Source organism: Rhizobium sp. HT1-10, assembly GCF_049472505.1.
Taxonomy (GTDB): domain Bacteria; phylum Pseudomonadota; class Alphaproteobacteria; order Rhizobiales; family Rhizobiaceae; genus Rhizobium.
Window position 1 is genome coordinate 24,084 of record NZ_JBCEBQ010000001.1, and the last position, 26,785, is coordinate 50,868.

Annotated in this window: 29 protein-coding genes, 2 tRNA genes, 1 pseudogene and 1 riboswitch; of the genes and pseudogenes, 19 read left to right on the plus strand and 13 right to left on the minus strand. The window is 59.1% G+C overall.

All coding sequences use genetic code 11. The features are described 5' to 3' along the window. Positions 1–31: 31 nt before the first annotated feature. The 3 genes and pseudogenes from VH564_RS00085 to VH564_RS00095 form a co-directional block, all read right to left on the minus strand. Positions 32–787, minus strand: coding sequence for a hypothetical protein (locus VH564_RS00085; protein WP_423337803.1), 756 nt, complete (start codon positions 785–787; stop codon positions 32–34). Between the two features lie 3 nt (positions 788–790). Then, a pseudogene (locus tag VH564_RS00090) lies at positions 791–1,045 on the minus strand (integrase core domain-containing protein); the annotation flags it as partial. Positions 1,046–1,297: 252 nt separating this feature from the next. Next, positions 1,298–1,768, minus strand: a complete 471-nt coding sequence (locus VH564_RS00095; RefSeq protein ID WP_423337804.1) for a hypothetical protein — start codon at positions 1,766–1,768, stop codon at positions 1,298–1,300. A gap of 548 nt (positions 1,769–2,316) precedes the next feature. On the opposite strand from VH564_RS00095, the gene VH564_RS00100 reads away from it, so the two are divergent. Next, complete coding sequence (locus VH564_RS00100; RefSeq protein ID WP_423337805.1) at positions 2,317–3,468, plus strand: glycosyltransferase family 4 protein; 1,152 nt, start codon at positions 2,317–2,319, stop codon at positions 3,466–3,468. 618 nt (positions 3,469–4,086) lie between these two features. Here VH564_RS00100 and VH564_RS00105 read toward each other — a convergent pair. Continuing rightward, complete coding sequence (locus VH564_RS00105; RefSeq protein WP_423337806.1) at positions 4,087–4,389, minus strand: ArsR/SmtB family transcription factor; 303 nt, start codon at positions 4,387–4,389, stop codon at positions 4,087–4,089. 147 nt (positions 4,390–4,536) lie between these two features. On the opposite strand from VH564_RS00105, the gene VH564_RS00110 reads away from it, so the two are divergent. Continuing rightward, complete coding sequence (locus VH564_RS00110) at positions 4,537–4,983, plus strand: helix-turn-helix domain-containing protein (protein ID WP_423337807.1); 447 nt, start codon at positions 4,537–4,539, stop codon at positions 4,981–4,983. A 244-nt stretch (positions 4,984–5,227) separates the two neighbouring features. Here VH564_RS00110 and VH564_RS00115 read toward each other — a convergent pair whose 3' ends face one another. Beyond that, positions 5,228–5,677 carry a hypothetical protein gene (locus VH564_RS00115; protein WP_423337808.1) on the minus strand — a complete coding sequence of 150 codons (450 nt, stop codon included), beginning with the start codon at positions 5,675–5,677 and terminating at the stop codon, positions 5,228–5,230. A 45-nt stretch (positions 5,678–5,722) separates the two neighbouring features. Then, positions 5,723–5,962, minus strand: a complete 240-nt coding sequence (locus VH564_RS00120; RefSeq protein WP_423337809.1) for a helix-turn-helix domain-containing protein — start codon at positions 5,960–5,962, stop codon at positions 5,723–5,725. Between the two features lie 81 nt (positions 5,963–6,043). On the opposite strand from VH564_RS00120, the gene VH564_RS00125 reads away from it, so the two are divergent. From VH564_RS00125 to VH564_RS00150, 6 genes are all read left to right on the plus strand, one after another. After that, positions 6,044–6,406 (plus strand): hypothetical protein, encoded by a 363-nt coding sequence (locus tag VH564_RS00125; protein ID WP_423337810.1) that lies wholly within the window; start codon positions 6,044–6,046, stop codon positions 6,404–6,406. 1 nt (position 6,407) lies between these two features. Continuing rightward, a complete protein-coding gene (locus VH564_RS00130; RefSeq protein ID WP_423337811.1) occupies positions 6,408–6,773 on the plus strand; it encodes a hypothetical protein in 366 nt (121 codons plus the stop codon). Between the two features lie 48 nt (positions 6,774–6,821). Further along, positions 6,822–7,532, plus strand: coding sequence for a hypothetical protein (locus tag VH564_RS00135; protein ID WP_423337812.1), 711 nt, complete (start codon positions 6,822–6,824; stop codon positions 7,530–7,532). Then, the gene (locus VH564_RS00140; RefSeq protein WP_423337813.1) at positions 7,532–8,236 is read left to right on the plus strand and encodes a hypothetical protein; all 705 of its coding nucleotides are present in this window, start codon (positions 7,532–7,534) and stop codon (positions 8,234–8,236) included. The genes VH564_RS00135 and VH564_RS00140 overlap by 1 nt, the downstream gene beginning before the upstream one ends. Before the next feature lie 118 nt (positions 8,237–8,354). Further along, entirely contained in the window at positions 8,355–8,732 is a 378-nt protein-coding gene (locus tag VH564_RS00145) for a hypothetical protein (RefSeq protein ID WP_423337814.1), read from the plus strand. Positions 8,733–8,749: 17 nt separating this feature from the next. Continuing rightward, positions 8,750–8,911, plus strand: a complete 162-nt coding sequence (locus VH564_RS00150) for a hypothetical protein (protein ID WP_423338690.1) — start codon at positions 8,750–8,752, stop codon at positions 8,909–8,911. Positions 8,912–9,176: 265 nt separating this feature from the next. On the opposite strand, the gene VH564_RS00155 is transcribed toward VH564_RS00150, so the two are convergent. Beyond that, positions 9,177–9,252, minus strand: a tRNA-Thr gene (locus VH564_RS00155). A 116-nt stretch (positions 9,253–9,368) separates the two neighbouring features. Then, the gene (locus VH564_RS00160) at positions 9,369–10,325 is read right to left on the minus strand and encodes an NAD(P)H-dependent flavin oxidoreductase (RefSeq protein ID WP_423337815.1); all 957 of its coding nucleotides are present in this window, start codon (positions 10,323–10,325) and stop codon (positions 9,369–9,371) included. Between the two features lie 294 nt (positions 10,326–10,619). Here VH564_RS00160 and VH564_RS00165 point away from each other — a divergent pair, with 294 nt between their 5' ends. Continuing rightward, the gene (locus VH564_RS00165) at positions 10,620–11,909 is read left to right on the plus strand and encodes a hypothetical protein (RefSeq protein WP_423337816.1); all 1,290 of its coding nucleotides are present in this window, start codon (positions 10,620–10,622) and stop codon (positions 11,907–11,909) included. Positions 11,910–11,924: 15 nt separating this feature from the next. Here the strand turns inward: VH564_RS00165 and ppk2 are convergent, their stop codons facing one another. Beyond that, the gene (ppk2, locus tag VH564_RS00170; RefSeq protein WP_423337817.1) at positions 11,925–12,806 is read right to left on the minus strand and encodes a polyphosphate kinase 2; all 882 of its coding nucleotides are present in this window, start codon (positions 12,804–12,806) and stop codon (positions 11,925–11,927) included. A gap of 203 nt (positions 12,807–13,009) precedes the next feature. On the opposite strand from ppk2, the gene phoR reads away from it, so the two are divergent. The 3 genes from phoR (at position 13,010) to phoB (ending at position 15,926) form a co-directional block, all read left to right on the plus strand. After that, positions 13,010–14,293, plus strand: a complete 1,284-nt coding sequence (gene phoR / locus VH564_RS00175) for a phosphate regulon sensor histidine kinase PhoR (RefSeq protein WP_423337818.1) — start codon at positions 13,010–13,012, stop codon at positions 14,291–14,293. A 203-nt stretch (positions 14,294–14,496) separates the two neighbouring features. Next, complete coding sequence (gene phoU / locus VH564_RS00180) at positions 14,497–15,210, plus strand: phosphate signaling complex protein PhoU (RefSeq protein WP_423337819.1); 714 nt, start codon at positions 14,497–14,499, stop codon at positions 15,208–15,210. Positions 15,211–15,242: 32 nt separating this feature from the next. Next, positions 15,243–15,926 (plus strand): phosphate regulon transcriptional regulator PhoB, encoded by a 684-nt coding sequence (phoB, locus tag VH564_RS00185; protein ID WP_423337820.1) that lies wholly within the window; start codon positions 15,243–15,245, stop codon positions 15,924–15,926. A 194-nt stretch (positions 15,927–16,120) separates the two neighbouring features. Here phoB and VH564_RS00190 read toward each other — a convergent pair whose 3' ends face one another. Then, the gene (locus VH564_RS00190; RefSeq protein WP_423337821.1) at positions 16,121–16,648 is read right to left on the minus strand and encodes a GcrA family cell cycle regulator; all 528 of its coding nucleotides are present in this window, start codon (positions 16,646–16,648) and stop codon (positions 16,121–16,123) included. A 435-nt stretch (positions 16,649–17,083) separates the two neighbouring features. Here VH564_RS00190 and VH564_RS00195 point away from each other — a divergent pair, with 435 nt between their 5' ends. The 3 genes from VH564_RS00195 (at position 17,084) to VH564_RS00205 (ending at position 20,333) form a co-directional block, all read left to right on the plus strand. Beyond that, positions 17,084–18,283 carry an aspartate aminotransferase family protein gene (locus VH564_RS00195; protein ID WP_423337822.1) on the plus strand — a complete coding sequence of 400 codons (1,200 nt, stop codon included), beginning with the start codon at positions 17,084–17,086 and terminating at the stop codon, positions 18,281–18,283. 69 nt (positions 18,284–18,352) lie between these two features. Further along, positions 18,353–19,270: an ornithine carbamoyltransferase gene (gene argF / locus VH564_RS00200; protein ID WP_423337823.1), complete on the plus strand. Its 918-nt coding sequence runs from the start codon at positions 18,353–18,355 to the stop codon at positions 19,268–19,270. A gap of 70 nt (positions 19,271–19,340) precedes the next feature. Then, a complete protein-coding gene (locus VH564_RS00205; RefSeq protein WP_423337824.1) occupies positions 19,341–20,333 on the plus strand; it encodes an Hsp33 family molecular chaperone in 993 nt (330 codons plus the stop codon). A 27-nt stretch (positions 20,334–20,360) separates the two neighbouring features. Here the strand turns inward: VH564_RS00205 and apaG are convergent, their stop codons facing one another. Both apaG and VH564_RS00215 read right to left on the minus strand, forming a co-directional pair. Next, positions 20,361–20,753 carry a Co2+/Mg2+ efflux protein ApaG gene (gene apaG / locus VH564_RS00210; protein ID WP_423337825.1) on the minus strand — a complete coding sequence of 131 codons (393 nt, stop codon included), beginning with the start codon at positions 20,751–20,753 and terminating at the stop codon, positions 20,361–20,363. 200 nt (positions 20,754–20,953) lie between these two features. Next, entirely contained in the window at positions 20,954–22,138 is a 1,185-nt protein-coding gene (locus VH564_RS00215; RefSeq protein WP_423337826.1) for an O-succinylhomoserine sulfhydrylase, read from the minus strand. A gap of 46 nt (positions 22,139–22,184) precedes the next feature. Further along, positions 22,185–22,263, minus strand: a riboswitch (SAM riboswitch). Positions 22,264–22,371: 108 nt separating this feature from the next. Here VH564_RS00215 and VH564_RS00220 point away from each other — a divergent pair. The 4 genes from VH564_RS00220 (at position 22,372) to VH564_RS00235 (ending at position 25,221) form a co-directional block, all read left to right on the plus strand. Further along, positions 22,372–23,463: a 2'-deoxycytidine 5'-triphosphate deaminase gene (locus VH564_RS00220; protein ID WP_423337827.1), complete on the plus strand. Its 1,092-nt coding sequence runs from the start codon at positions 22,372–22,374 to the stop codon at positions 23,461–23,463. Between the two features lie 66 nt (positions 23,464–23,529). After that, positions 23,530–23,603 (plus strand) — tRNA-Gly (locus tag VH564_RS00225). A gap of 226 nt (positions 23,604–23,829) precedes the next feature. Beyond that, positions 23,830–24,705 carry a hypothetical protein gene (locus VH564_RS00230; protein WP_423337828.1) on the plus strand — a complete coding sequence of 292 codons (876 nt, stop codon included), beginning with the start codon at positions 23,830–23,832 and terminating at the stop codon, positions 24,703–24,705. A 162-nt stretch (positions 24,706–24,867) separates the two neighbouring features. Continuing rightward, entirely contained in the window at positions 24,868–25,221 is a 354-nt protein-coding gene (locus VH564_RS00235) for a hypothetical protein (RefSeq protein WP_423337829.1), read from the plus strand. Between the two features lie 13 nt (positions 25,222–25,234). On the opposite strand, the gene VH564_RS00240 is transcribed toward VH564_RS00235, so the two are convergent. Next, positions 25,235–26,341 carry a branched-chain amino acid ABC transporter substrate-binding protein gene (locus VH564_RS00240; protein ID WP_423337830.1) on the minus strand — a complete coding sequence of 369 codons (1,107 nt, stop codon included), beginning with the start codon at positions 26,339–26,341 and terminating at the stop codon, positions 25,235–25,237. Between the last annotated feature and the right edge of the window lie 444 nt (positions 26,342–26,785).

Consider the following 26,785-nt stretch of genomic DNA (forward strand, 5'->3'; position numbering starts at 1 on the left):
AGCGGACACTCAACCCTTAATGGAGGCCGCGTTACCGAACAATCACTTTGTCGTCGAAGAAAAAAGTGCTCTTCTGGACTAGCTCAAGCTCATCGTAGCTTTTTTCTCGACGCCAAATTTTTATATCGGCTGTCCACCCTACCTTCAGCCCAAAACGATCTGCGGCGGCGATTATGTCGGCGGGCCGCATTTCGCTAACGGAGCCACAGCGCGTGTTGCCGCCTTTTGGATAAAGATAATTCCAATGATCGTTCCAAGTCGTCCAGCGCCCAATTGGTTGGCCATTCATTTCTGTGAGGATCCCACCTCCTTTGCAGTGATAGGAAATGGGCTTATCGAATATATAGCTCGCTGGTAGGCTTAAGCCGAGGTGCAACAGATCGCCCATCCAATAGCCGAAAGGGAATGGGAAAATGTCTACGCAAAATGGCAGCCGTGTGCCCTGAAGTGTCGGCCGTGCGTAGTCATCGGCGGGCAGTGGACGTGACGAACCTGAAAAAAGCGATCCTTCAGGAAGATCCCACGCTGATGTCCGTAGTTCGGCATAGTCCGCATCTGTAGCGGGTGTAAAGTCTTCGCTCAGGAGCGCGCATGACACCGTCAGAGAGGAAAACTCCGAGATTTTCAATGAAAGCGGCGTCCGCAAGTGAACAGGAACTAAGCCGTCAGTTTTTGTCGCTGCCTTCAGCATCGCTTTGATGATGGGCTCAAGCGATGCGTTGTACGGAGCGAATTCATCGGGGAGTTCGCCGATCCACTGAGGGCGATCAACTGACCTTGCCCCCAAGTTTTATCCAGTTTTGAGTTCGCTCCAGCGGTTTTTGGTTTCTGTTGTTGGGTCGGTAGCGGCGGGTTGCGGTGCGGAGCCATTTCGGCTGCGCAGCACCGCATCACNTGAGTGTCCGAGCGAATTCGGCCGGTGTCAGCCAGCCAAGGCCTGAATGCGGGCGTTGATCGTTGTAATCGCTACGCAGTTTGAAAGTGCAGACCGGGCATGAGCAAGCGACGAGAACAGCGTTTCATTCAAGAATTCGTCGCGCAGCCGAAATGGCTCCGCACCGCAACCCGCCGCTACCGACCCAACAACAGAAACCAAAAACCGCTGGAGCGAACTCAAAACTGGATAAAACTTGGGGGCAAGGTCATCGTTTACTTTTGGTTGCTTGTTGGAAGCAGGATCAAATTCAAGCCGCGTTCAGCGGCCCTTGGTGAATTTGCGCCGCCGCCCGGTAATTTTTCACAGACCGCTACAATGACTCGGCGTGGTTTCCATTCGGTCCTTGTCGCGGTGGCGCGGTTACTTGGTAGGCGGTCGCGGTTTGAGCACTCGTTTGCGCATGGCTTTTTTTATGGGCTTGGTCGACGACCGTGTAACAACAGGGCGTTCTCTAATTTGCTCGTCGGTCGCTCGATTGAATTCCTCTTCCTCTTGGGCTGCGACATCGTCCCACAATTTGGTGGCGTATCTCCACTCTTCCCATAGTTCGAGTGGAGGCCCTACAGCATCGATCTCGCGCACGATGACGGCCCAACCGGAGAAAGAGATAGTCTCCCTAACAAAATAGCGACGTTGAACGGCGTAGAACTTGGGTTCTCCCAGCGTGCTGTCCACCACGGTATCGCCGACGTTCGGGCATGAGCCGTAATAGTCGAGAGGAAAGCAGGACAACTCATCAAGGGTGCCATCGGCGTTGATCCGGAGGATGCGGACCTCGATCCTGGGACGCTCGCCTGGAGGTGAAAGAGGGAATTTATCCCTGGGTGGCATGGTGCTGCCTGGTCATCGATGCTTACCTTTGCTCGCTTGTGGATCGGAGGATTACTGCTGCGCGTCGTTGGTCATTCACCTCCATCCTCATTAGGCCATGTAGGAGAGCAGTTTCTGCGCATCGTTGATCGCGTCCTCTTGTGTCGAAAATCTGCGGCTCGGCTGTGACTTAGTTTCCTTGAGATGGATGATGTAAATCCATTTGCCAAAGCGCGTTTGCTTTGTTTCGATTTTGCGGTCGGAAGCGAGATGGTGAATTGGCATAAAACACGGCCTCAATGCGCCAATAAATCTAATCTGCGGCAGGCAAACCATCAACGTTCACTTGCATCCAGGGTTAACGCGCTTCGATCCTGCGCCCTGCCCACAAATAAGGGCCCAAGTTGGGACAGGAAGCACTAATGTATCGTATTGGGAAACTGAATCGCAATTAACCATCAATGACTTAAGTTCTCGACAGACCATTAGGACAGGTTAATTGATAGTTACCTCATAGATTGAGTCCACCACATGACGTGGCTGGTCAAACTAAAGCATCGGCTCCGTACATGACGTTCGAGATCGTTCAGATCATCCAGGAATTCAATACCGCTGGGGGAGCGGAACGGGTCGCCTGGGACCTATCTATCGCCTTCAGCCACGTGGGCCAGGTGAACTCCGTGGTTGCATCGCATGTGCCGCAACATCCGCCGCAGCACGTCAGGATGCGGCCGATCGCTCCCTGGCTGTCGCACCTGCCAAAGAGGGGCCTGTTCCGGCACGTCGGCCGGTTGATGGTCGTGCCGGCCTTTACCATTGCTGCCAGCTTCGTGACGTTGCCCAAGCGCGACAATATCCTGATTAGCCATGGCGATACGCTCTATGGCGACATTCTCGTCGTTCATGCCGTCAATGCAGAAAACCTCAAGGAAAAGCGCCGGGCGGGACAGTGGGGCTGGATTCTCAATCCGCTGCATGCTTGGGTCGCGATCCGTGACCGCCTGATGATCGGGGGCCTGCGCTATCGCCGCTATGTCGCGGTATCCGACCGCGTCAAGCACGAGCTGATGGTCAACTACAGCGTGCCGGCCGAGCGCATCGAGATTATTCCGAACGGTATAGATCTGGCCAAATTCCAGGATACGCCCGATGTTCGGAAGGCCGTACGCGCGGAATTCAAAATACCGGATGGCGCCAGGCTGCTCCTTTTCGTCGGTCATGAATTCAGCCGCAAGGGTCTCGCCTATGTCATAGAAGCGATGCAGGCGCTGGATGACCTGTCGGTGTGGCTGCTGGTGGTAGGCTCTGATAACCGCAAGCCCTATATCAACATGGCAGGCTCGCTCGCCAACCGGATCGTCTTTGCGGGTGAGCGCCGGGATATGGAGAGGATCTATCCGGCAGCAGACGTCTTCGTCCTCCCCACGGCCTATGAAACGTTCTCGCTCGTATGCATGGAGGCGATGGCCTGCGGCATTCCCGTGTTGGCGACCAGGGTGGGCGGTATCGAGGAATATCTAAAGGACGGCGTCAACGGATACGGCATCAGCCGGGACGGCGGCGATATCGCAAAGAAACTCACGCGCGTCTTGTCTTCGAAAGAACAGCTTGAGACTCTGAAGGCTGGTTCAATTGCCACTGCGCGCAGCTACAGCTGGGTTGAAATCAGCCGACGCTATCTCACCCTGGCCGAGGATGTGCGCAAGGAGAAATATGCATGAGGCAGACGTTGCGCGGCTTGTCGGGTGCCCGCTCGACTATATCTGCAACCCGCTGCAGAACTTCATCGGTCCAATCCATGTGGTGTCGCCGCGCGGATACCATTCATCATTACGCCGAGCGACCCGCCGGCACCGGTCGAGCCCGGGCCGGATGGCTGATAATTCAGCTTTTTTAAGCGAAGAAGAGCCATTGTGTCTGTTAAAAAAGCCAACCAAGGCCGTGCCCGACTTGAAATAATGCCCAGACCGACCCGAAAAGCCATGCAACGGCGATGGCTATGATCAAGGCGGTATTGCGTATTGATTTTCTCATCTCAGATTCTCCGAGCCGGAGAACGTTTGAGCTCAGCTAAAGGTTCGCGGACAATTACGTGGAAAGCAGAGCTTCCAGCCGCACCCTTACTGGCTCTGGTAGGCAAAATAGAAGGCCAAGCCCCAACTGAACGCTGTCAAAATACCTAAGAAAAACAAGCCCGTTTTCAAGTGCGTCTGTCCTAGCTCTGCAACCTACCAAGGAGGTACGTGCATGAGCTAGACAAAGTTTCAGTGCGCACCCGAACGAACGTCACCGGTCTAGTGGGCAGTCGCGACCGTGGGCGACGCCGAGCTGTCAACCTGTCATCGCGTCTCAAAGAGGTCAGCAAGGAGATCAAGCACTGCAACTACCTCACTTGAGGAACAGGAATAGTAGATGTTGTTGCCGTCTCTGCGCGTGGTGACAAGCTTGGCCCTGCGAAACTTTATGAGTTGTTGCGACACTGTGGATTGGGACATCTCGAGCGTTGCCGCTAAATCAGTTACCTTTGTCTCGCCTTCGCGCAGCGCTGTGAACACTCGGAGGCGGTTTAGATTTTGCATATAAAGTAGTAGAGCTGCGCGCTCGTGGAACCCGTCTCCGGATCGAGATTTTGTTTTTCCCATCGGCAGTCCCAATTTTTAATTATGTGCTTATATACCAACAACCAAGCTTTTAGGACGAGCCGGTTCTATTTCCTTTCATTAGGCAAAATCAATACTATCAACACGCGACTGCATCGTAATGATGCCGAGCGAGCGTAGTAGGCAACTATGTTCTCTCAACGCAAAGCAGAGATTTTTATGAATAATAGCCCTCACGCCATCGACCTCCAAGTTGGCGCCAACATTCGCTCGCTCCGCCTTCGCAGTCGCGTATCGCAGGAAGCATTGGCCGAACGTCTCGGCATAACATTTCAGCAGGTGCAGAAATATGAGAAGGGAGCGAACAGGATCAGCGCGAGCCGAATGGTAATGGTGTGCCGAGCGCTTGGTTGCGAGATCGGCGACCTATTCGAGGGCACCGAAGATGTCAGCCTCGGCTCGAGCACCGACGCTGCCCCACTTCCCTCTCGCGCTCGGCAGTCTCAGGCCTCCATGAAGGGAGGGCAGTTGCTCGACGCCATATCGCGTAAGCAGCGGACTGCTGTGCTGTCGCTGCTCCGGACGCTTGCCAAGTCTGGTTCAACATCCGACGATGAGGGCGAAATCGACGACTAAGTGTGGCCGCTAGCTACTACTTTGCCGGTTCACTTTGCGTCATCACTTTCGCAAGTAGCTCTTGCCGCCGCTATCGGTGGTGCAAAAGTGTCCACCCCTCGGGCCTGTGCAATACTTGCCAGACCGGCATAAGCATTCGACGGCCGCCGTAGTTGGTCCAAATCGCTGGGACAAGATGAAAAGGGGTATTGTGCCTGTCGCTTCCAAAAGGCTGATAGAGCTTCGGCACTGGCGGCGGGACTTTTTATTTGCTGTGTTTTCTGCGACCAGTTCGCATGGTTACTTCGTCATGGATTTGGCGGCGCTTAATTTGATCAACCTCAGATACCGAAGACGTGGGGTCGATCGTCGTAGGCTCGAGGTATTCCGCAGGAATGTTGCCCTTGCCGAATATTTTCTCGAGCGAGAGCCGACGGAGTATTTCCGCGACCTCAGGGGTGTCGTCCTTGTTCGATTTAGGTGGCGTGGCTTTGGTCTCTGAAGGCGCCGGAACATCCAATCTAAGCTCCAATGTAAGGGCGACATGGATATCCTCGATAGGGTAGGCAATTTTTCCGCTTTTGCCGTGAAGATACCTGACACGGCCGGCAGCCCGCCACTTGTTCAACATTTGAGCGCTGAGCCACGTGTACTTCTCCAAGAGTTCATCGTGACCCACCATGTCTGAAAGCGTTACTGGGCCGAGGTTACCCATCCCGGTAGTCGTTCGCTGATCCGTCAAACCCTTTCCCCTTAGCCATTATTCCCCCTTCGGCTTTGCCAGCCGCACACCAGCGCCGCCACCGTTTTCGGGGATAAATTGGACCCCAGCCGCTTCAAAAGCTTGCTTCACTGCGGCCAGGTTATTGTGAGTTGGTACGCGGCGACCTTTTTCAAAGTCACGGATTGTAGAAAGCCCAAGGTGCGACGCGTGGGCTAACTGTTCTTGAGACCATTCGATAAGGCCGCGAGCGGCGCGAGACTGTGCTGATGTAATCATCCGGCAACCCTAGTCCAATAAACGATTTAAGTCCACAACCAACGAAAACCGTTGACTGGTAACGTTAATCAATGGTAATCGTTGGCAATAGACGAAAATCGTCGATTGGATATGGCAATGGTTACCGCATTTTCTTCGAAGTTTGATGTCCGCTCCATCATGTCAGAGGCTTGGGCCATTTACCGCCGCGACACGCGTATGAGCCGGCCAAGCCTCACCGCTGACCGCCGCAAGCTGTTTGCCCGCTGTCTCCGCACTGCCTGGGCTTGGGCAAAGCAGCGGATTGCCGACGCTATGAAGTCCCTGCAGCAGCGCGCCGCCGACCGCATCCACGAACTCACTCTGGAGCTGACGCGCATTGAAAGCCGTGGCTGGAAAATGCCGACGCTTGCCGATCGGCGCACCGTTCTCGAGGAAATCGCATCACTAGAAGGGAGAGCATAATATGACCTCACGCAAAGCAGGAAGGGGCCAGCAGCCCCGCCATGCCGTCGAGCTTTCGTTCATGGCGCCTAGATCGATCGGCGGCGGCGTCAATCACTTTCGCGCACAGACGACGGGCAGCTATTCCGGCGACTGGGACCATGGCCGCGCTTTGGCAATGGAATACCTCGACTATGTCGGCAAGCATCCGACCAACGGCAACACGACGCTGCTCGCCTGCATCGTGCTCGACATGATGAAGGCCGATACCAGCAAGGGCCTGATTATTGGCTTCATGGGCGCCGTCAACGAATACGCCATGTCGGTCGCTCGGCTGCTGTCCGACGAGACGCTGGCGAGCAATCAAGCCGCATCCCTGCCCAAATAATCCACGCGTGCCATCCGCATACCCGAAGCAATCGAAGGAGGAAACCAAATGCCAAAGACAACCCAGGCTGCCGGCACGCTTACCGCCGATGACATTCACAGCGATATTTCGCACCTGTCCCACCTTATCGGGACAGTGACCAACATCGTTATTGAGATACCTCGCGGGAGCGACGAGGGCGCAAATGCTGACCTCGACCGGGTGGGCTCTCTCCTATGGGTGGCGCGAGACATGGCAGAACTCAGCGAACGCAACATGGCCGCGAACATCGCCCGCTTTCGCTCGCCCAAAAGCCAAGCCACCTCAGAAATTCCAGCGCTGTTCCGCGAATGGAGCAAACAGTTAGAGCTTGCGAGCGACCCGCAGGAGTCAAAGGACGCAGACGCGGCACATGACCGCATGTTTGCCCTAAAGGCCCTGATTATGGCCATCCCTGCTGCCACTTTGGCAGATTTCGCTATGAAGGTCAGCGTCAGCTCTCAGGGTGGCAATAGTCAGCTCGACATGGCCATGATTGAAGAGGCAGACCGGATTGCCACCGCCCGCGCCGACACTATCACGGCAGCCGCCGCGTCGCGCCTTATGGGCGTTGAGGACAAGCTCACGTCAGCCCGTTCTCTCAATGAGGCAATCTTTCTCGCGGCCGCCGGCATAAATGATCCGACCCATATGCAGGCAATCCAAACGGTTGCCAACATCGTCAATGAAAAGCTAGGCGAGGTTCTAGCCGAGCTGCAGGCCATAGGGGAGGGCGTGTAATGAAGTCCGCAAGCCAAACCGTCTCAAGATACGCTGACAAGCTACACGACGCAGTCGCACGCTATCTCTCAGCAGAGCGGGCTTTCAACTGCCTCGACGTTATTCAGGGCGGGCCCGAAGAGGCGGCGCTACAGGCTATGGTCGCGGAAATCAGGAGCGCCGGCTATGTGGCCAGCACCGCGCCGGGGGCCATGGCAGCGCTACGCCTGTCAAAGAGGGAGCTGGAGGCCGTAGGCGACGGATCGATGGCGCAAGCCCTTGTCAGTGGCGCTATGGCCTATTTCGATAACATCGAAGGGGCGCTTGGCCGTGAAGGGCTCTGCGACGGGTTAAGGATGATGGAAGACATTGCTGCAGCTCCCCCCATCGCCGGCGGCGGCTACGCGGCGATCTATGACGGCCTGTCCACCTGCATACAAATGCTCGACGGCATTCTGTCCCAACCCCGTTGCGTGGAGACGGGACCGGACTGTAACCGCCTGACGTCTGCAGGCGAGTATCTTCACGTCATTGAGCAATACCTGAATTGCGAGCGTCGCCGCGTGATGGCGGCAGCAGCCAAAAACCTGCCATCCAATCATGGCGAGTGCAGCGACGCTTATCTTCAGGCTCTATTGGTTTTCTCGCTCGAAGAGGCCGATTTGTCTTTCGGTCAGAAAGTTGGCCTTTTCCATCAAATCAAGGCTATGGAGGCCGCCCAATAAACTATTCGATTGCGGCGGGCCCGCCTGCCTAGATCCTATCCAAAGCCACCCACGGTTAGCCGTCCGGGTGGCTTTGTCTGTAATCGAGTATGGTTGTCGCAACCCATCGGAGCTCATCATGGCCAATTACCGTAGTACGATATGCCATTTCATCTGCATCATGGCAGTAGCTGGCATTGCGCCGATCTCGGCATATGCCGGCAATTCATCTGTAACCGTCGCCACTTCGGTTTGCTTCACGCCAGCCCAACATTGCGAGCCCCAAATCGTCGAGGCGATCGACGCTGCCAGGAGCGCTATCAAACTGCAGGCATACGGCCTCACGTCTCTGCCCATCATCCACGCCCTGCAGCGCGCCGCTAATAGGGGCGTCGAGGTCCTGGCAATCTTGGACAAGGTCAACGAACGGCGGTATTCAGGCGCCACGCTTCTGGAGGCTGCCGGCATCCCCGTCTGGATTGATAGCCAGCCATTGCCCATAACAAGACCATCATAATCGATGACCATTTAGTAATCGGCGGGTCTTTCAATTACACGGCATCTGCAGAGAAGCGGAATGCCGAGAATGTTCTATTTATGGACAGCCAAGCCCTAGCGGGCCAGTTCACTGCAAACTGGCAAAGCCGGCTGACAGCCTCGAGGGAATTCAGCCCTGCAGAGAAGCCGGCAGATTAACGCAGCACTAGCGGCCGGGCTCGAAAGCGTTCGTCTGAAGTGGGCAGTTTAACGCACACCTACCGGCACTGTAATTGATGCTTTGAAAGCATCCAAGTCAAATCAAGAGCACCACTCGAATTCCCCTGAACCGACATGTCTTCACGGGAATGTGAAAGGATATTCGGGAGCGCCTATGGTCGCCACGTGGGGGGATACTAAGGGGGATAACCAGGAACAGCGTCAGCTAAAATGGTAGGAATTTCAATATATTGAGCCGGGAAAATGGTGCCGCTTAGAGGACTCGAACCTCTGACCCCATCATTACGAATGATGTGCTCTACCACCTGAGCTAAAGCGGCGATTGCGCTGTTTGAGGCAGCGCTGCGGTGTGATTGGGGCTGATACAGGCTCTGGATGGAGAATTCAAGGGCTCTGTCGGTGGATTGGAAAAAAACCGTACGCGCCTTGTGCCGCCTCAGGCGAGCAGCCGTGAGCGGGCGGCGTGATATTCCCGCTCCAGCCGGTCGACGAGGCTTTTGACCGGAACGACTGCATCGACGGCGCCGATGCCCTGGCCGCAGCCCCATATGTCCTTCCAGGCTTTTGCCCCTGAGGTCGCCTCTTCGAAATCCATTCTTGCCTTGCCTGCGGGCAGCGCCTCCGGATTGAGGCCGGCGGCAAGGATCGAAGCTTTCAGGTAGTTGCCGCTGACGCCGGTGAAATAGTCGGAATAGACAATGTCGGCAGCGCTCCCACTGACGATCGCCTGCTTGTAGGCCTCGCTCGCCCGCGCCTCGATCGTGGCAATGAAGGGCGAGCCGACATAGGCGAGATCGGCGCCCATTGCCTGCGCTGCCAGGATGCCGCCGCCCGTCGCAATAGCGCCGGCCAGAAGCAGCGGCCCCGCGAACCATTGGCGAATTTCCTGCACCAGGGCGAAAGGCGACAGCGTTCCCGCATGGCCGCCGGCGCCCGCCGCCACCGCAATCAGCCCATCGGCCCCCTTGGAGACGGCCGAATGCGCATGGCGCAGTGTGGTCACGTCATGCAGCACGATACCGCCATAAGAATGAATTGCCGCGTTGACCTCGGGCACTGCCCCGAGCGACGAGATGACGATCGGCACCTTGTATTTCACGCAGAGTTCCAGATCGCGCTCCAGCCGCCGGTTGGATTTGTGGACGATCTGGTTGACGGCATAGGGCGCCGCCGGCCGGTCCGGATGGGCCGCGTCATGGGCTGCGAGCGTCTCGGTGATCTCCGCCAGCCACGCGTCGAGCTGGCTTTCAGGCCGGGCGTTCAGCGCCGGAAAGCTGCCGACGACCCCGGCTCTGCATTGCGCCAGGGTCAGCGCAGGATGCGAAATGATGAACAGCGGTGAGGCGACCACCGGCAGCCGCAGGCCGTGTGTGAGGACAGACGGAAGAGCCATGGGCGACACCCTTTCCTGACTTGCCGCTGGAACAGCCGCAAACGCCACCTGTTGATAGCAGCTTAGAGGCGCCGGCAAAAGCAGCGCTCGGCTCGACGGCATCAGAGGTGCTGTCGACCATACCCTTGATGGTGGCTGGAGGGCCGCTATCTTGCTGCGAATGCCCAGCGGGCGTTTATCCCCGACCGAATGGCGTGGGGAAGGGACCGACACTTGCGTATCGGCGTATGGGGCATTACCGATTTTCGTTAGTAATGTGTAAAGATTGCGTGGCGTCAGAGTGAAGGACCGGATGTGAGCGGATTAGAGACGGCCATCAGAAATGCTCTGGAGCGATCCGAGCGCGATAATCCCGAGGTCCGGGCCCGCGTCTACCAGTCGGCCCGCCAGGCATTGGAAGCCGGTCTGCGCAAGCAGGACATCACCGATGTCGAAATCATCACCGCGCAGCGCCAGCGGCTGGAGATGACGATTCGCGGCATCGAAGGCGAAGAACGCGCGCGCCTGCGTGCCGCCGCGCCGACCGCTCCCGAGCCCGTTCAAGAGCAGCCGGTCCCGCCGGCTCGCCCTGTCGCCCCGCAGCCAGTCCCCCCTGCCGCCCCTGCTGGACCGATCGAGCCGCCCCTGGCGCCACCACCGCTCACGGGTGTCTCGCGCCAGGCGCCGCAGCAGGCAGCCTTGAGCGAGCCGGGTATGGAGTTGCGCGGCGAAACGCGCGGCACCGTTGCCTCCGCTGCCGATGTCCCGGATGACGGCGATCTTGGCGGCATGCGTGCAGACCCAACGGACCATCTTGCTGCCGATATTGGCGCCCCGGACGCTCCCGCGCGACCGGCCGCATCGCCGGGCCTCGATTTCAAGCCCGAGCGCGCGGTCAGCCGTCGCAAGCCTCGCAAGTTCTTTTCGCGCCTGCTGGTGTTCTGCATCCTCATTGCCTTTCTCGGAATGGGTGCCTGGTGGATCAAGACGTCAGGCGTGCTGCTGACCGCGGCCCAGCGCGATACGGCCGTGCACAACCAGCCGGCCCAGGTCACGCCGGAGGACGACGACGCCAACGACAACAATGCGGATCTCGATTCCGGCAGCAATGCAGGTCTCGCCACGATCGACCCGCAGGACAGGTTCTCGGCCGACTGGATCGAGATCCTTGGGCCGACCGATGCAGGCAAGGCCACGAGCGGCACCGAAGCCAAGGTCGAGAATGCCTCGGAGAACGAGGGGCCGACGGTCCGGGTGACTTCGCAGTCGTCGGGCACGACCGGCAATGTCGCCATCCCGGTGCCGACAGCGGTGCTGCAGAAGCTGTCGGGTAAGCCGGCAACCGTTGCCATGACGCTGCAGGCCATCACCGATGCACCGACGCAAATCACCGTCGAATGCAGCTTCGGTTCCTACGGCGGCTGCGGGCGCCACCGGTTCGATGTGACGCGCCAGAAATCCGACGCGCTCTTCCAGTTGCGCTTCAACGCGACTCTGCCCGCCGACGCATCCGGCAATCTGGTTTTCAACACGGATGTCGACGGCAAGTCGACCGGCGTCAATATCTATGCGATCCGCGTGCTGCCCGGAAACGCCGCGCCCTGAGGCGCGGCTGGCCGCCTATTTGAGGAAGGCAGGACCGGAGCCGAGGATCTTTCCGTCGATCTCGCCGATCGCGTCGCGGTCCTTGCCGGTATAATCGAGCGTCGTCAGGATATGGCGGATGAGGTTCAGCCGCGCCCGGCGCTTGTCGTTGGCGTGCACCACGGTCCAGGGCGCGTAGTCGGTATGGGTGTCCTTCAGCATCCTGTCGCGTTTTTTGCTGTAGTCGTCCCATTTGTCGAGCGCGGCGATATCCATCGACGACAGCTTCCACACCTTGCGCGGGTCGTGTCGTCGATCGTGGAAGCGCTTCAGCTGCATTTCCCGGCCGATATCGAGATAGAACTTGAAGAACAGAATGGCTTCATGGTCGATGACCTTTTCCATCTGCGGCGCCTGGTGCAGGAAGGCCTCGTATTGCTCCGGCGTGCAAAAACCCATGACCGGCTCGACGCCGGCCCGATTGTACCAGGAGCGATCAAACAGGACGAATTCGCCTGAGGTCGGAAACTGATCGACGTAGCGCTGGAAATACCACTGTCCGGCCTCGCGGTCGTTCGGCTTGCTCAGCGCCACCACGCGCGCCAGGCGCGGGTTCATGTGGGATGAGGTCGCGAAGATGGCGCCGCCCTTGCCGGCCGCGTCGCGCCCCTCGAAGATGCTCATGATCCGCTTGCCGGTTGCCTGCAGCCAGAACTGCACCTTCACCAACTCGATCTGCAGCGACTTCAGTTCCTTCATGTAGTCGCTGCTCTTCATCTTCTTCTTGTAGGGAAAATCCCCGGAGGAGAGCGCCTTCTCTTCGACCCAGTCGGGCAGGATCGGATCGTCGACATCAAAGATGCGGCTCTTGCCATGCAGCTCGAGTTCGACGGCCCGGCTTTCCCCTTGCTCGCCCATGCTTCCTCCTCGGCCACGCCGGCCCTCGCCCCTGAAAGGTTTAGTAATAATTTATACACAAGCCTGAAAGGCACATATTTGCTGTTTTGTTTCAAGCCTTCAGGCTCTTTGAGACGTCGATAGGGAGGAACCTCGGCAGTAGAGTGGATGGAGCCGGAAACTTCTGTCATGAATTTGCTATATGAGTCCGAGCCTTGGGCAACATGGACGGAAGAATCGGACAAGCGGCGTTGGAAGAAAACAGACCACTTTGGAAGACGCTCGCGCGAAGGCTTAGGCAGGAAGGGATAATCCTGCTTTTGGCCCTCATGGTCGCATCGCTGGCGCTGGCAGAAGGCGCCGATGCAACGCTCGTTTCCGTCGTGCTGCTGCTGGTCGTGATCGTCGCCCTGCTGCGTGCGCCGCTTGTCGCCGACGACAAGCCGCAGGAGAGTGCCCAGCCGGTGCCGATCGACCTTGAGCGCCTGCTGCAACCAATGACAGCCGGTCTTGCAGGCCTCGACATGCCGGTCCTGGTGCTCGACCGGGAGGCGTCGGTTGTCTACCAGAACCCTGCGGCCGAGCGCGCCCTCGACAGCTTTCCGCTCGGCGCCCATCTCTCCGCCAAGCTCCGCTCGCCGGGCATTCTCGACATGGTGCGGGAAACGATTGCCACCGGGGTGCCGAACCAGATAGAGCATTCCGAGCGGCTGCCGTCCGAGCGCGTTTTTATCGTCCGCATAAAGCCGATCGATCTTCCGCCGCATGAATATGGCGGCCATTCCTTCTTTCTGCTGAGCTTCAAGGATGTCTCCGAGCTTCGCCACATCGACCGCATGCGCTCCGACTTCGTCGCCAATGCCAGCCATGAGCTGCGCACGCCGCTGGCCTCGCTGCGCGGCTTCATCGAGACGATCCAGGGCCCCGCCCGCAACGATCCGAAGGCCCAGGAGCGGTTCCTTGCCATCATGTTCGACCAGGCAACGCGCATGAGCCGTCTGGTCGACGACCTGCTGTCGCTGTCACGCCTCGAGCTGAAATCGCACCTGGCGCCGGACCAGAAGGTCGATCTCGTGCCGCTGCTCGGACATGTCCGGGATGCGCTGTTGCCGCTCGCCATGGATCTCGACGTCGCCATCAATCTCCACATGCCATCAGGCAAGGCGGAGGTCACCGGCGACCGCGACGAACTGGTGCAGGTGTTCGAGAATCTCATCGAGAATGCCTGCAAATACGGCCAGGAAGGAAAGCGTGTCGACGTGACGTTGCGCAATGCACCCGGAGAGCCGATCGAGGTTACCGTGTCTGATCGGGGTGGCGGTATCCCGGCGGAGCACGTGCCACGCTTGACGGAGCGCTTCTATCGCGTCAGCGTCGAAAACAGCCGCTCGAAAAAGGGTACAGGTCTGGGCTTGGCAATCGTCAAGCACATCCTTACGCGCCATCGGGCCCGCCTGATCGTGAAATCGGAAGTGGGTCGCGGCACCGATTTCACAGTCCGCTTCTGACGGTGCCGGACGAGTAAAAGTTTAGTTATTGGATCACCTTGTAAATCAGTGATTTAGCCTGTCATAATTGTTTCATTGCCCTGACATAAAAGGGCGTGGATTAGCCCGATAACAAAGAAGGCCTCGAATAGGCGAATTGCGATGTCGTCGCCGCGACGAGCAGACCAGCTTCCCTTGACGCCCTTCAATTTGAGGATAGAAACATGGCTTCGACACATATTCATTCAGCTTATGACGAAGATCTTAAGTTCCTGACGCGCCGCATCTCCGAAATGGGCGGTCTGGCAGAACAGATGGTTGGCGAATCCGTTCGGGCGTTGGTCAATGGCGACGTCGGTCTGGCCCAGAAGGTCATCTCCGACGACACGATTCTCGATCACGCCGAGCGCGAAGTCGGCGACAAGGCGATCCTGACCATTGCCCGTCGCCAGCCGATGGCCGCCGACCTCCGCGAAATCATGGGCTCGATCCGTATCGCAGCCGATCTGGAGCGCGTCGGCGATCTTGGCAAGAACACAGCCAAGCGCGTCTTGGCCGTGCAGGGCACCGGCGTACCGCGCAGCCTGGGCCGCGGCATCGAGCATCTCTCCGAACTGGCATTGGTCCAGCTCAAGGAAGTCCTCGACGTCTACACCACCCGTTCGCCCGACAAGGCCGTCTCCATCCGCGAGCGCGACGAGGAAATCGACGCGATGTACACCTCGCTGTTCCGCGAGATGCTCACCTACATGATGGAAGATCCGCGCAACATCACCACCTGCACGCATCTGCTGTTCTGCGCCAAGAACATCGAACGCATCGGCGACCACGCGACCAACATTGCGGAAACCATCTTCTACATGGCGACCGGCGCACTGCCCGAGGGCGACCGCCCGAAGGACGACACTGCCAATACCGTCGGCGCGATGACGGAATAAGCCCAAAAGGCTGTTGAAGGAGAGCGGGCCCCATGGTTCCGAGAGTTGCCGTCGTTGAAGACGAAGAAGCGCTCAGCGTCTTGCTGCGTTATAATCTCGAGGCTGAAGGCTTCGAGGTCGACACGATCCTGAGGGGCGATGAAGCCGAGATGCGCTTGCAGGAGCGCATCCCTGACCTCCTCATCCTCGACTGGATGCTGCCAGGCGTTTCCGGCATAGAGCTTTGCCGCCGGCTCCGGATGAAGCCGGAGACTGAGCGTCTGCCGATCATCATGCTGACGGCGCGGGGCGAAGAGAGCGAGCGCGTTCGAGGCCTTTCCACCGGTGCGGACGATTATGTGGTCAAGCCGTTCTCGACGCCTGAACTGATGGCACGCGTGCGCGCCATGCTGCGCCGCGCGCGTCCGGAAGTCCTGTCGAGCGTTCTTCGCTGCGGCGACATCGAGCTTGATCGCGAAACCCACCGCGTTCACCGCAAGAGCCGCGAAGTCCGGCTTGGGCCAACGGAATTCCGCCTGCTGGAGTTCCTGATGACCTCGCCTAGCCGCGTATTTTCTCGCTCGCAGTTGCTCGATGGCGTCTGGGGCCATGACATTTATGTCGACGAGCGGACTGTCGACGTCCATGTCGGGCGCCTGCGCAAGGCATTGAATTTCTCCAACATGCAGGACGTCATCCGCACCGTGCGCGGTGCCGGCTATTCGATGGAAGTCTGACGCACTACCAGCCATCAACAATTGGAAACGGGCCGCTTGGCCCGTTTTTTTATGGGTTCTCCGCGTTTGTCCAGGCGTTCAGGTCCTGCGCGAGGCGGCTTCCCTGCGGCGATGGCCCCAAGGCTCGAACTCGCTCCGTCCCAAACGCAAAACGGGCCTCGCGGCCCGTTTTCGTTATTCCTGACGGCCTTTGCCTAGCGGGCAGCGCGACGGCGCTCGTGGACCGGCTGATAGGCCATTTTCTGGTGATAGGTGCAGTATGGCGACTGGTCAGGCGATTCATGGCCGCAAAAATGGAAATCGTCCTTCAGCGGGTCGCCGACAGGCCACTTGCAGGTGCGCTCCGTCAGATCGGTGAGGCCGAGGCGGCGAGCGACCGGGACGACGGCGTTCGAGGTTGGGCGAAACTGCACGGGGGCCGTTGCGTCGAGCTCGGCGTCTTCCTTGACCATCGTAGCGCCTTCGGCACGAACGGTCGTGCGCGGGGCGGCAGGGCGGGTGCCGAAAGTGGTCGGACGGGCGGGTGCGACATTCCGCTTTGTCGAGCGTGCCGTCGAAGACGTGCCGCCGGCTTTCGCGCGCCCTGGCAGGCAAAGACGATGAACCTTGCCGATGACGGCGTTACGGCTGACGCCGCCCAGCTGCGCGGCGATCTGGCTGGCGCTCAAACCCTCGGCCCAAAGTTTCGTGAGCCTTTCGACGCGCTCGTCTGTCCAATTCATGCTTGTCTCCGACTGCGTTCCCAATGGCGGAATCCTTCGCCATTGCCTCGCATTCAATCGAGGCACAAAACGCTTTTAAATTGTGGTGACTAGGTCCGCCGCATTGCAGTCTAGTAATCAAGATTTAACCTAGTGTGAGGCTGACTCCGTGACAAGAGTCGCAGGAATCGCGGGGAATCGATTTCCGGGTTTTCCCCAACTTGCTGCCTAGTGTGATATTTCTGCAATAGCTTTATTACAGTCTCGAAGACCACATGAAACGCCATTTTCCGCAAGGCTAAAATCAACTATTCGTTGACCAATCCCCCGTTTGTTGACATCGTTCTGCGAAACGACAATAGTGCCCCGGCCGCCGCAAGGCGGCATTTTTCATTGCCGACGGCGGCTTTGCGGAACTGCAGCCGTCACGTCCTGATCGATCGAAGGAATAGCGCCATGGCTGAAGCCGCGCCACTCTATGACACCTACATGCGCGCACCCCTCAGGTTCGAGCGAGGCGAGGGCGTATGGCTGATCACGGAAACCGGCGAACGATATCTCGATTTCGGGGCTGGCGTTGCCGTTTCCTCGCTCGGCCATGGCCATCCGCATCTGGTGGGTGCGCTGAAGGCGCAGGCCGACAAGGTCTGGCATCTGTCGAACCTCTATGAGGTTCCCGGCCAGGAAATGCTTGCCAAGCGGCTGACCGACGCGACCTTCGCCGACAAGGTGTTCTTCACCAACTCCGGTGCGGAAGCGCTAGAATGCGCCATCAAGACGGCCCGCCGCTACCAGTTTTCCAAGGGCCATCCGGAAAAATTCCACATCATCACCTTCGAGGGTGCCTTCCACGGCCGGACCCTGGCGACCATCGCTGCCGGCGGCCAGGAAAAATATCTCGAGGGCTTCGGCCCGAAGGCCCCCGGCTTCGACCAGGTGCCGTTCGGCGATCTCGAAGCGGTCAAGGCTGCCATTATCGAGGCCACGGCAGGCATCCTGATCGAACCGGTGCAGGGCGAGGGCGGTGTCCGCCCGGTCGCCAAGGAATTCATGGTGGCCCTCCGCGAACTCTGCGACGAGCACGGGCTGCTGCTGATCCTCGACGAGGTGCAGTCGGGCGTCGGCCGCTCCGGCAAGTTCTTTTCGCATGAATGGTCGGGCATCACGCCTGATATCATGGCCGTCGCCAAGGGCATCGGCGGCGGTTTTCCGCTCGGCGCCTGCCTTGCAACCGCAGAAGCCGCTTCCGGCATGAAGGCCGGCACCCATGGCTCGACCTATGGCGGCAATCCGCTGGCCATGGCCGTCGGTGGCGCGGTGCTGGACGTGATCCTGGCTGAGGGCTTCCTGCAGCATGTCAACGATGTCTCCCTGGTCTTCCGCCAGGGCCTGGCATCGCTCAAGGACCGCTACCCTGACATCATCGAAGAGGTGCGCGGCCAAGGCCTGCTGCTCGGCATCAAGGCGGCCATCCCGGCGGCCGAGCTGCTGCAGGCGATCCGGGCCGAGCACCTGCTCGGCGTTCCGGCTGGCGACAACGTCATCCGCCTGCTGCCGCCGCTGATCGCCACCGCCGAGGACGCCCGCGAGGGTCTGGCCCGCGTCGAGCGTGCCGCCGAAGCGCTGCGCGCCCGGACATCCCGCAAATCGGCTTGATTTCTGCGTCCGTGGCTTCTGGGCTTCGTGCCCGCCACGGGCGTTTTCATTTTTGGAGCACAGGTAGACATGGCTTCCCCGAAACACTTCCTCGATCTCTCGGCTGTCCCGGCAGGCGATCTGCGCAGCATTCTCGACGATGCCATCCTCCGCAAGAAGGCGACCAAGGACGGCACTGCCGGCCGCCCGCTGGAAGGCAAGATGCTGGCGATGATCTTCGAAAAACCCTCGACCCGCACCCGCGTCTCGTTCGACGTCGGCATGCGCCAGCTCGGCGGCGAAACGCTGTTTCTGTCAGGCACCGAAATGCAGCTCGGCCGGGCCGAGACCATCGGCGACACCGCCAAGGTGCTGTCGCGCTACGTCGACGCCATCATGATCCGCACGACCCAGCATTCGCGCATGCTTGAAATGGCCGAGCACGCCACCGTGCCTGTCATCAACGCGCTCACGGACGATACCCATCCCTGCCAGGTCATGGCCGACATCATGACCTTCGAGGAGCACCGCGGCCCGATCAAGGGCAAGACGGTCGCCTGGACGGGCGATGGCAACAACGTGCTGCATTCGCTGATCGAGGGCTCGGCCCGGTTCGGCTATCGCATGAATATGGCGGTGCCCCTTGGTTCGGAGCCGAGCGATCACTATTTGAACTGGGCCCGCAATCAGGGCGCCGAAGTCATGCTCACCCATGAAGCCGAACGTGCGGTTAATGGCGCCGATTGCGTGGTGACCGATACCTGGGTTTCCATGAACCAGGAGCACCGGGCCCGTGGTCACAACGTCTTCCAGCCCTACCAGGTCAATGCCGCTCTGATGGCAGAGGCCAGCAAGGATGCGTTGTTCATGCATTGCCTGCCTGCCCATCGCGGCGAGGAGGTGACGGATGAAGTGATCGACGGCCCGCAATCCGTTGTGTTCGACGAGGCGGAAAACCGTCTCCATGCGCAGAAGTCCATTCTTGCGTGGTGCCTGGGCGCGATCTGAGATCAACCAAGCCGCCGTTGCAAACGGTGGCTGCCGTGGCGCGACCCGCCCGGCAGCAAGGAGTAGACCCATGGCAGACAGTGCAGCAGCGCTGGGAGAGTTCGGTTATGCCGGCGACGATCATGTCGTGCCGTTCCAGGTGGAGAGCCTGGATGTGCGCGGCCGTGCCGTCCAGCTCGGCCCGATGCTCGACAGCATCCTCGAGCGCCATCATTATCCGGCACCGGTTGCAAGGCTGCTCGCCGAAACCATCGTGCTGACGGTGCTGCTCGGCACGTCGCTGAAGTTCGAGGGCAAGTTCACCGTGCAGACCAAGGGCGACGGACCTGTCGACCTGCTGGTGGCCGATTTCTCGACGCCTGAAAATGTCCGCGCCTATGCCCGCTACGATGAGGAGGCACTGGCCGCAGCGGTCAAGGCTGGCCAGACCGAACCGGAGCAGCTGCTCGGCAAGGGCATCCTCGCGTTCACCATCGACCAGGGGCAATATTCGCAGCCCTACCAGGGCATCGTGCCGCTCGACGGCTCGTCGCTGGAAGATATCGCCGGCGTCTATTTCCGTCAGTCGGAACAGATCCCGACCCGCGTGCGCCTGGGTGCTGCCGAACTGTTCGACCGCGACGAGGCCGGCAAGCCGCGCCATCGCTGGCGGGCCGGCGGTGTCATCGCCCAGTTCCTGCCCGATGCACCCGAGCGCATGCGCCTGCCGGACCTGCATGGCGGCGATGGCGACGAGAACGCCGTCGACCACACCGACGACGATGCCTGGGCCGAAGCCCGGTCGTTGCTGGAGACCGTAGATGCCGACGAGCTGACCGATCCCCTTGTTGGCACCGAGCGGCTGCTCTACCGGCTGTTCCACGAACGCGGTGCGCGGGTTTATGCGCCACAGGCGGTCTTTGACCGGTGCAGCTGTTCACGCGACAAGATCAAGGGCGTGCTGCAGGGGTTCTCCGCCGAGGAAATGGCAGAGAGCGAGGAAGACGGGTTGATTTCGGTGACCTGCGAATTCTGTTCGACAACCTACCGCTACGAGGCGGCGGAAATCCTGGTCAAGTCCTGAGGCCGCTGACGTCGCCGCCTGGCGGCGTCAGTTCAACGTCCGCATCAGGCCGGGCGAATCCAGCGAGAAGGCCGGGATGTCGACCTCGAACGTCTCGCCCTCGTCGTTCTCCATCGAGTAATGGCCGAACATCATGCCCGAGGGCGTGTCGAGCGGGCAGCCTGACGAGTATTCATAGGTGTCGCCGGGGTTGAGCTGCGGCTGTTCTCCGACGACGCCGGGACCGGTGACTTCATCGACCTGTCCGTTCTGGTCGGTGATATGCCAGTAGCGCGTGATCAGCCGCACCGCAGTCGTCGAGTGGTTGGAAATGACGATCCGGTAACCCCAGACATAGCGGCTGTCTTCCGGGTCGGATTGCTCCTCCAGATAGAACGGCTCGACGATGACTTCGATATCTCGTGTAAGGGCGCGGTACATCCCAGCCACCTTCAATGAATTTGGTTACGATATCCTATAGGCTTCAACCTTGGTCAAGGAATTGAAGGCGAATATGTGTCCAAATGGGAAGGCTGATGCGGCCTTTTGAATATTAAGGGTAATATCTTCAGTTAATTGCTGACGGAGTAATGCCGGAACGCACTGCCCGGCCTAGCCGGGCAGCGCTGCAAGACATGCGATCAGGCCGAGACTTTCGCCAGCGCCTTGGCAAAATCCTCGATCAGGTCGTCGGTGTCCTCGATGCCGGCCGAGAAACGCACCGTGCCCGGCGAGATGCCGAGCTCGGCGCGGGCCTCGTCGGTCAGGTTCTTGTGGGTGGTGGTTGCCGGATGGGTGATCAGGCTCTTGGAATCGCCGAGATTGTTGGAGATCTTCACGATCTCGAGCGCGTTCTGCAGCGCAAACGCCGCTTCCTTGCCGCCCTTCAGCTCCATGCAGACCAGCGTCGAGCCGCCGGTCATCTGCTTGGCGATGATATCGGCCTGCGGATGGTCCTTGCGGCCGGGATAGATGACCTTGGCGACCTTGCCCTGGTCGGCCAGGAAGTCGGCGATACGGCTGGCATTTTCGGTCTGCTGCTTGACGCGCAGCGGCAGGGTCTCGATGCCCTTGAGCAGCGTCCAGGCGGTAAAGGGCGACATGGCGGGGCCTGTGTGGCGGTAATAGTCCTGCAGGTGCTCGTCGACCCATTCCTTGTCCGACAGCACGACGCCGCCGAGCGAGCGGCCCTGGCCGTCGATATGCTTGGTGGCCGAGTAGACGACGATATGGGCGCCGAGTTCGAGCGGCTTCTGGAAGAGCGGTGTCGCAAAGACGTTGTCGACGACGAGCTTGGCGCCGATCTGGTTGGCAAGCCTGGCAACGCCGGCAATGTCGACCACTTCGAGCGTCGGGTTTGTCGGGCTTTCCAGGAAGAACACCTTGGTGTTCGGCCGGATGGCCTTTTCCCAATTGGCCAGATCGCGACCGTCGACCAGCGTGCATTCGATGCCATAGCGCGGCGCCAGCGTTTCGACGACCCAGCGGCAGGAACCGAACAGGGCGCGGGCGGCAACGATATGGTCGCCGGCCTTGACCTGGCAGAGAATGGCGGCGGACACCGCAGCCATGCCCGAGGCGGTCGAGCGTGCCTCTTCGGCGCCTTCCAGCATGCACATGCGCTTTTCGAACATGTCGTTGGTCGGGCTGCCGTAGCGGGCGTAGATAAAGCCCTCGGTTTCGCCCTTGAAGCGGGCTTCGGCCGCTTCCGAGCTGTCGTAGACAAAACCCTGTGTCAGATAGATTGCTTCGGATGTCTCGCCGAACTGCGAGCGCAGCGTGCCGCCGTGAACGAGTTGCGTTGCGGGGCGCCAAGTCTTGGTCATGCCATCACCACCTTCGTGATACAAAAAAACCGGTCGCACAAGCAGACCGGTTTTCAACCCGGCCTTTTTAGCTACTTATTTAACGTGGCTGCAAGCCGACCGGCCAAATCACCACGGGATAAGACTGCAATACTGCCGTTGGCCGCTTGCGTCAATTCCCTGCATTTGGTTTTGTCTGCGGCAAAACAAGGCCCGTATATGGTTTTGTCTGCGACAAAACAAGGATTGAGCAGATGGCTCGCGACACTGGAATCTTGGCGGATCGCGCCATTGCCGCCCTCTTCGATCAGGGCCGGCTGACGACGGAAAGGGATCTCGATTTCGATCAGATCCAGCCGGCCAGTCTTGACCTCAGGCTCGGGGCCAAGGCCTTTCGCGTCCGCGCCAGCTTCATGCCGGGTCCGAAGAACCTCGTCTCCGACAAGCTCGACCGCCTGAGCCTGCACGTCATCGACCTGACCGAAAGCGCCGTGCTCGAGACAGGCTGCGTCTACATCGTGCCACTGATGGAGCGTCTCGACCTGCCGCAGGACATGTCGGCCTCGGCCAATCCGAAGAGCTCGACCGGCCGTCTCGACATCTTCACCCGCGTCATCACCGATTACGCCCAGGAGTTCGACAAGATTCCTGCGGGCTATTCCGGTCCGCTCTATCTGGAAATCTCGCCGCGGACCTTCCCGATCGTCGTGCGTCGCGGCTCGCGCCTGTCGCAGATCCGCTTCCGCATCGGCCATGCGATGCTCTCCGAGCCGGAATTGCTGGCGCTGCACGAGACCGAGACGCTGGTCGCCAGCAAGAAGCCGAACGTCACCGGCGGCGGCATCGCCCTGTCGATCGACCTCACCGGCGACCGAGACGGCCTGATCGGCTATCGCGGCAAGCACCACACGGCCGTGGTCGACGTCGACAAGAAGGCCCAGCACGACATCTTCGATTTCTGGGAGCCTCTCTACAGCCGCGGCCGCACCGAACTCATCCTCGACCCCGACGAGTTCTACATCCTCGTCTCGCGCGAGGCCGTGCACGTGCCGCCCGACTATGCCGCCGAGATGACCCCCTACGACCCGCTGGTCGGCGAATTCCGCGTTCACTACGCCGGCTTCTTCGACCCCGGCTTCGGCCATGCGCCGGCCGGCGGTCGCGGCAGCCGGGCGGTGCTCGAGGTCCGCAGCCACGAGGTGCCGTTCATCCTCGAGGACGGCCAGGTCGTCGGCCGCCTCGTCTACGAGCACATGCTCGAACTCCCCGCCAGCCTCTACGGCACCAGCGCCGGCTCGAACTACCAGGCGCAAGGCCTGAAACTCTCCAAGCATTTCCGGCTTTAGAAGGCAGCGCGGACTGAGCGTTGCGTCTTGACAGCCCGCCCGAACTGTTGGAAGGCTTGCCGCTGCGCGGGTGTAGCTCAATGGTAGAGCAGCAGCTTCCCAAGCTGAATACGAGGGTTCGATTCCCTTCACCCGCTCCAGTTTCAGCAACGACTTAAAGAAAAGTGGTGTTGCTCGTGGTTCTCGTTGCGAGCTTCAGCGACTTTACTACCACGGTCAATCCGTCGCCTCCGCATGGCGTGTTGCCATCCCATCGTTCTCAGGTCCATGCCGGCGACTCAATTCGCTTGCCAATAATCGTAGTAGATGATTTTTTGTTGAGACTGCGCAATCTGAAGATGCTTGTTGCAATAGAGAGGGAAGCTCATGCCGGAGGACGGTTCAACTACTTCTTCCCAAGACCTTGATTTTTTGCGTCCGTTTCTCGGAGACAAGGTGGTCGATACGATGCGCGCCATCAACGAGATCTCAGGTCATGAGATGAACACAGATCAGCGAGCGCCATTCGTCGGATTTCTAATGTGGCTCAATACGAGACCTTATTTCATCGAGCAATGGCGCTCATCGGAAACCGACGAAATCGAAAAATACGGAAGATTTGCCAATGGCGTGGAATATTGTGGGCGCGCCATGGCAGAGTGCTATTACAGGCTCGAATTGATCAGCGATATGGACGCTCGCTTACGCGAAGCGCTTTCGCAAAGCGGCATTTCAAGTCAAATGACTCCCGGGTCGACAATGTCCCTGGGTAATACAGCAAAGATCGATTTCGAATACAGGTCATTCGTGATGGCGTACCGTAGGGCCCTAGAATATCTGTCCTACGGCTTGTCGACATATTTCAAAGAATGTCAGCATTCGTTCAATAAATTCGCGAAGAATATCCTGAAGTCTCGTCCCAAGGCTGTCTCCGCAGCGCTCGATCCTATTTTGCAAAAGTACCTACCTGACTTCTCTTTCGTGATAGGGGATGAGAGAGGCTGGTCTACACGCGACATCATCGCTCACAAAGCTGCTCTGGACGCTGGCACCATCAACATCACCAGCAATGGTTTCGTGATATTCGGCGGCGGCGAGAACCTAGGGATGAACAAGGAACGCGGTGACGATTTTCACAATCCGCCGAATTTGCCCAATATACTCGCGACCAGAATGGCGTTACTGCAAGGTTGCGTCAATGAATTGTTAACAGCTTCCCAGGCTGCAGTCTGCGAACATGAAAAATCCCAGGGATGGCGTTAGGGAGCCGGAGTTCACAACCCTTTCATATGGTACACGATGCTCGCCGCCAAACCTCGAGAAATATTAAGGTCGCGCTCGGTCAAAGGCTTCGTTTCTTGTGAACGGGTAGCGGCTTTCAGGGCGTGCGATTTCGTGTGAAATTGGCCCCTTGCCGGTGTTCGAATGCAATTTCAACGTTTCGACGCTGTTATAAAAAAAAAGGGTGAGATTAAATTCTCTCGCCAAACTAAAATGGTGCTCGTGAATTACCGCGTCAAAGATTTGGATGGCCGCACCAGCAGACCAGCTAACGATCAGCTCCCTGGCCGTTTCAAAAGAAATAGAAATAAGGCTCGTCAATTTGAGCCTTTAAGCGGGAAAATTTATGGATCCGTTGCAAATTTCTTCACCCGCTCCAGTTTCAGCAGCGAGCTACAAGTAGCCCCTTCACGCCATTTCAGCACCAGTTTCCGGCTGTCGATTTACGACGATCGCCACCGAATTTTCATCCGGTGGCGATCAGGACCTGAAACATGACGGACAGGCTGACCTATTCAGCCGGCACGATCTTGCCGTCGTTCCACTTGTAGAGTTCGAAACTCTGCGATGTCAGGTCTCCGGTCTCGCCATAGGTCACGCTACCGATTGCGGTGACGATAGGCTCTCCGGTCTTCAGCGCCTTGGCAACTGCCTCAGCGTCATCGGCGCTGCCTGCCTTCTCTATGCCTGCCTTCAGCACCTGGACTGCAGCGTAGGCATTGAGCGTAAACGCCTCGGCCGGAATGTTCCTGGCTTTCAGCGCATCGGCAGCAGCTTTGGAATCGGGGCTCTTGGTGGCATCGGATGCGTTGGTGAACAGCGTTCCCTGCGCTACGTTGGTCCCGATGTTCCAGAATTCGGAGTTCGACAGGCCGTCGCCCCCAATGAGCGTCGCCTTGACCGACAGATCGGCGAGTTGTCGCACCAACAGGCCACCCTCAGGATGGTAGCCGCCGAAATAGATGACGTCGGCCCGCTCGGATTTGAGGCGGGTGGTGAGAGCGGAGAAATCCTTGTCGCCCGGAGTAAGAGCGTCGTCCATGACTTCCTTGGTGCCCGCTGCATTCAGGGTCGCCTTGAACGCCTCGGCGAGACCCTTGCCGTAGGTTCCCTTGTCATTGATGATCGCGATCCGTTTGCCTGGGAAGTTTTTGAGGACATACTTGGCAGCGACTTCGGCCTGCTGATCGTCGCGGCCGCAGGTCCGAAGCACATTTGTCAGGCCACGCTTCGTCAGATCCGGAACGGTCGCGGTAGGCGTGATCATCAAGACGCCGTTCTCGGCGAAGACGTCGGACGCCGGGATTGCGACGCCTGAGGTGACGGGACCGACGACAAAGCGAATTCCTTGACCCACCAGCTGGTTTGCCGCGGAGACGCCTTGCTTCGGCTCACCCGCGTCGTCGGCAGCCTTCAGGATGACCTTCTGGCCGAGGATGCCGCCGTTCTTGTTGATCTCCTCGACGGCGGTTCCGGCGCCGTTCTTCACCTGATCGCCATAGGCGGCAACCGGGCCGGTGAGCGGTGCCACCAGGCCGATCGTTATGTCAGCGCGCGCTGCCGAAGCGAATGCGACGCACGAGGCCAATGCGACGCCAGTCAAAATTCTAAGTTTCATTCTCTTCCATCTCCCTGGACCGAGGTTTCCATCCGATATTCAGAACTGCGCCTGTATCGGAATTTTTTTCGTGCATATAGCGCCCCACACATGGATAGATAGGGTGCGGTTGCTGGTTCTCCCGGCCATTTTCAACCTCTGGAAATCACGGACGCCTCTTGGACACGGTTCCAGTGGACCCGCTCCAGTAAAACTTGCAGACCGAAGCAATGTGCAGTGCTGCACGAACAGCGCCGGCAAGATCGGGATGCGTCTTCAGCGCAACGTCCCGTCTGGACGTGTTCGTGGAACCCAGCGGCTGGAGGGTTATCTTTGTCTCCTCGGCGAGGGAGCGGCCCGAGGCACAGGAAATTGCCTGGACAAAGGATTTTATTCCTCATTCCATCTTTACGAATGTTAACGCCTCGGATAATCTCCTTCCCGGATAGGGATAGGACGCCCGGA

Coding starts and splice junctions, on each gene's coding strand:
- apaG (WP_423337825.1), bottom strand. CDS start 20,753: ATGTACCGCGCCCTTACACGAGATATCGAAGTCATCGTCGAGCCGTTC.
- VH564_RS00190 (WP_423337821.1), bottom strand. CDS start 16,648: ATGAATTGGACAGACGAGCGCGTCGAAAGGCTCACGAAACTTTGGGCC.
- VH564_RS00215 (WP_423337826.1), bottom strand. CDS start 22,138: ATGACCAAGACTTGGCGCCCCGCAACGCAACTCGTTCACGGCGGCACG.
- VH564_RS00095 (WP_423337804.1), bottom strand. CDS start 1,768: ATGCCACCCAGGGATAAATTCCCTCTTTCACCTCCAGGCGAGCGTCCC.
- VH564_RS00220 (WP_423337827.1), top strand. CDS start 22,372: ATGGCTCGCGACACTGGAATCTTGGCGGATCGCGCCATTGCCGCCCTC.
- VH564_RS00130 (WP_423337811.1), top strand. CDS start 6,408: ATGACCTCACGCAAAGCAGGAAGGGGCCAGCAGCCCCGCCATGCCGTC.
- ppk2 (WP_423337817.1), bottom strand. CDS start 12,806: ATGGGCGAGCAAGGGGAAAGCCGGGCCGTCGAACTCGAGCTGCATGGC.
- argF (WP_423337823.1), top strand. CDS start 18,353: ATGGCTTCCCCGAAACACTTCCTCGATCTCTCGGCTGTCCCGGCAGGC.
- VH564_RS00135 (WP_423337812.1), top strand. CDS start 6,822: ATGCCAAAGACAACCCAGGCTGCCGGCACGCTTACCGCCGATGACATT.
- phoB (WP_423337820.1), top strand. CDS start 15,243: ATGGTTCCGAGAGTTGCCGTCGTTGAAGACGAAGAAGCGCTCAGCGTC.
- phoU (WP_423337819.1), top strand. CDS start 14,497: ATGGCTTCGACACATATTCATTCAGCTTATGACGAAGATCTTAAGTTC.
- VH564_RS00110 (WP_423337807.1), top strand. CDS start 4,537: ATGTTCTCTCAACGCAAAGCAGAGATTTTTATGAATAATAGCCCTCAC.
- VH564_RS00230 (WP_423337828.1), top strand. CDS start 23,830: ATGCCGGAGGACGGTTCAACTACTTCTTCCCAAGACCTTGATTTTTTG.
- VH564_RS00195 (WP_423337822.1), top strand. CDS start 17,084: ATGGCTGAAGCCGCGCCACTCTATGACACCTACATGCGCGCACCCCTC.
- VH564_RS00145 (WP_423337814.1), top strand. CDS start 8,355: ATGGCCAATTACCGTAGTACGATATGCCATTTCATCTGCATCATGGCA.
- VH564_RS00115 (WP_423337808.1), bottom strand. CDS start 5,677: ATGGGTAACCTCGGCCCAGTAACGCTTTCAGACATGGTGGGTCACGAT.
- VH564_RS00205 (WP_423337824.1), top strand. CDS start 19,341: ATGGCAGACAGTGCAGCAGCGCTGGGAGAGTTCGGTTATGCCGGCGAC.
- VH564_RS00160 (WP_423337815.1), bottom strand. CDS start 10,325: ATGGCTCTTCCGTCTGTCCTCACACACGGCCTGCGGCTGCCGGTGGTC.
- VH564_RS00105 (WP_423337806.1), bottom strand. CDS start 4,389: ATGGGAAAAACAAAATCTCGATCCGGAGACGGGTTCCACGAGCGCGCA.
- VH564_RS00120 (WP_423337809.1), bottom strand. CDS start 5,962: ATGATTACATCAGCACAGTCTCGCGCCGCTCGCGGCCTTATCGAATGG.
- VH564_RS00235 (WP_423337829.1), top strand. CDS start 24,868: ATGCAATTTCAACGTTTCGACGCTGTTATAAAAAAAAAGGGTGAGATT.
- phoR (WP_423337818.1), top strand. CDS start 13,010: ATGGACGGAAGAATCGGACAAGCGGCGTTGGAAGAAAACAGACCACTT.
- VH564_RS00100 (WP_423337805.1), top strand. CDS start 2,317: ATGACGTTCGAGATCGTTCAGATCATCCAGGAATTCAATACCGCTGGG.
- VH564_RS00240 (WP_423337830.1), bottom strand. CDS start 26,341: ATGAAACTTAGAATTTTGACTGGCGTCGCATTGGCCTCGTGCGTCGCA.
- VH564_RS00140 (WP_423337813.1), top strand. CDS start 7,532: ATGAAGTCCGCAAGCCAAACCGTCTCAAGATACGCTGACAAGCTACAC.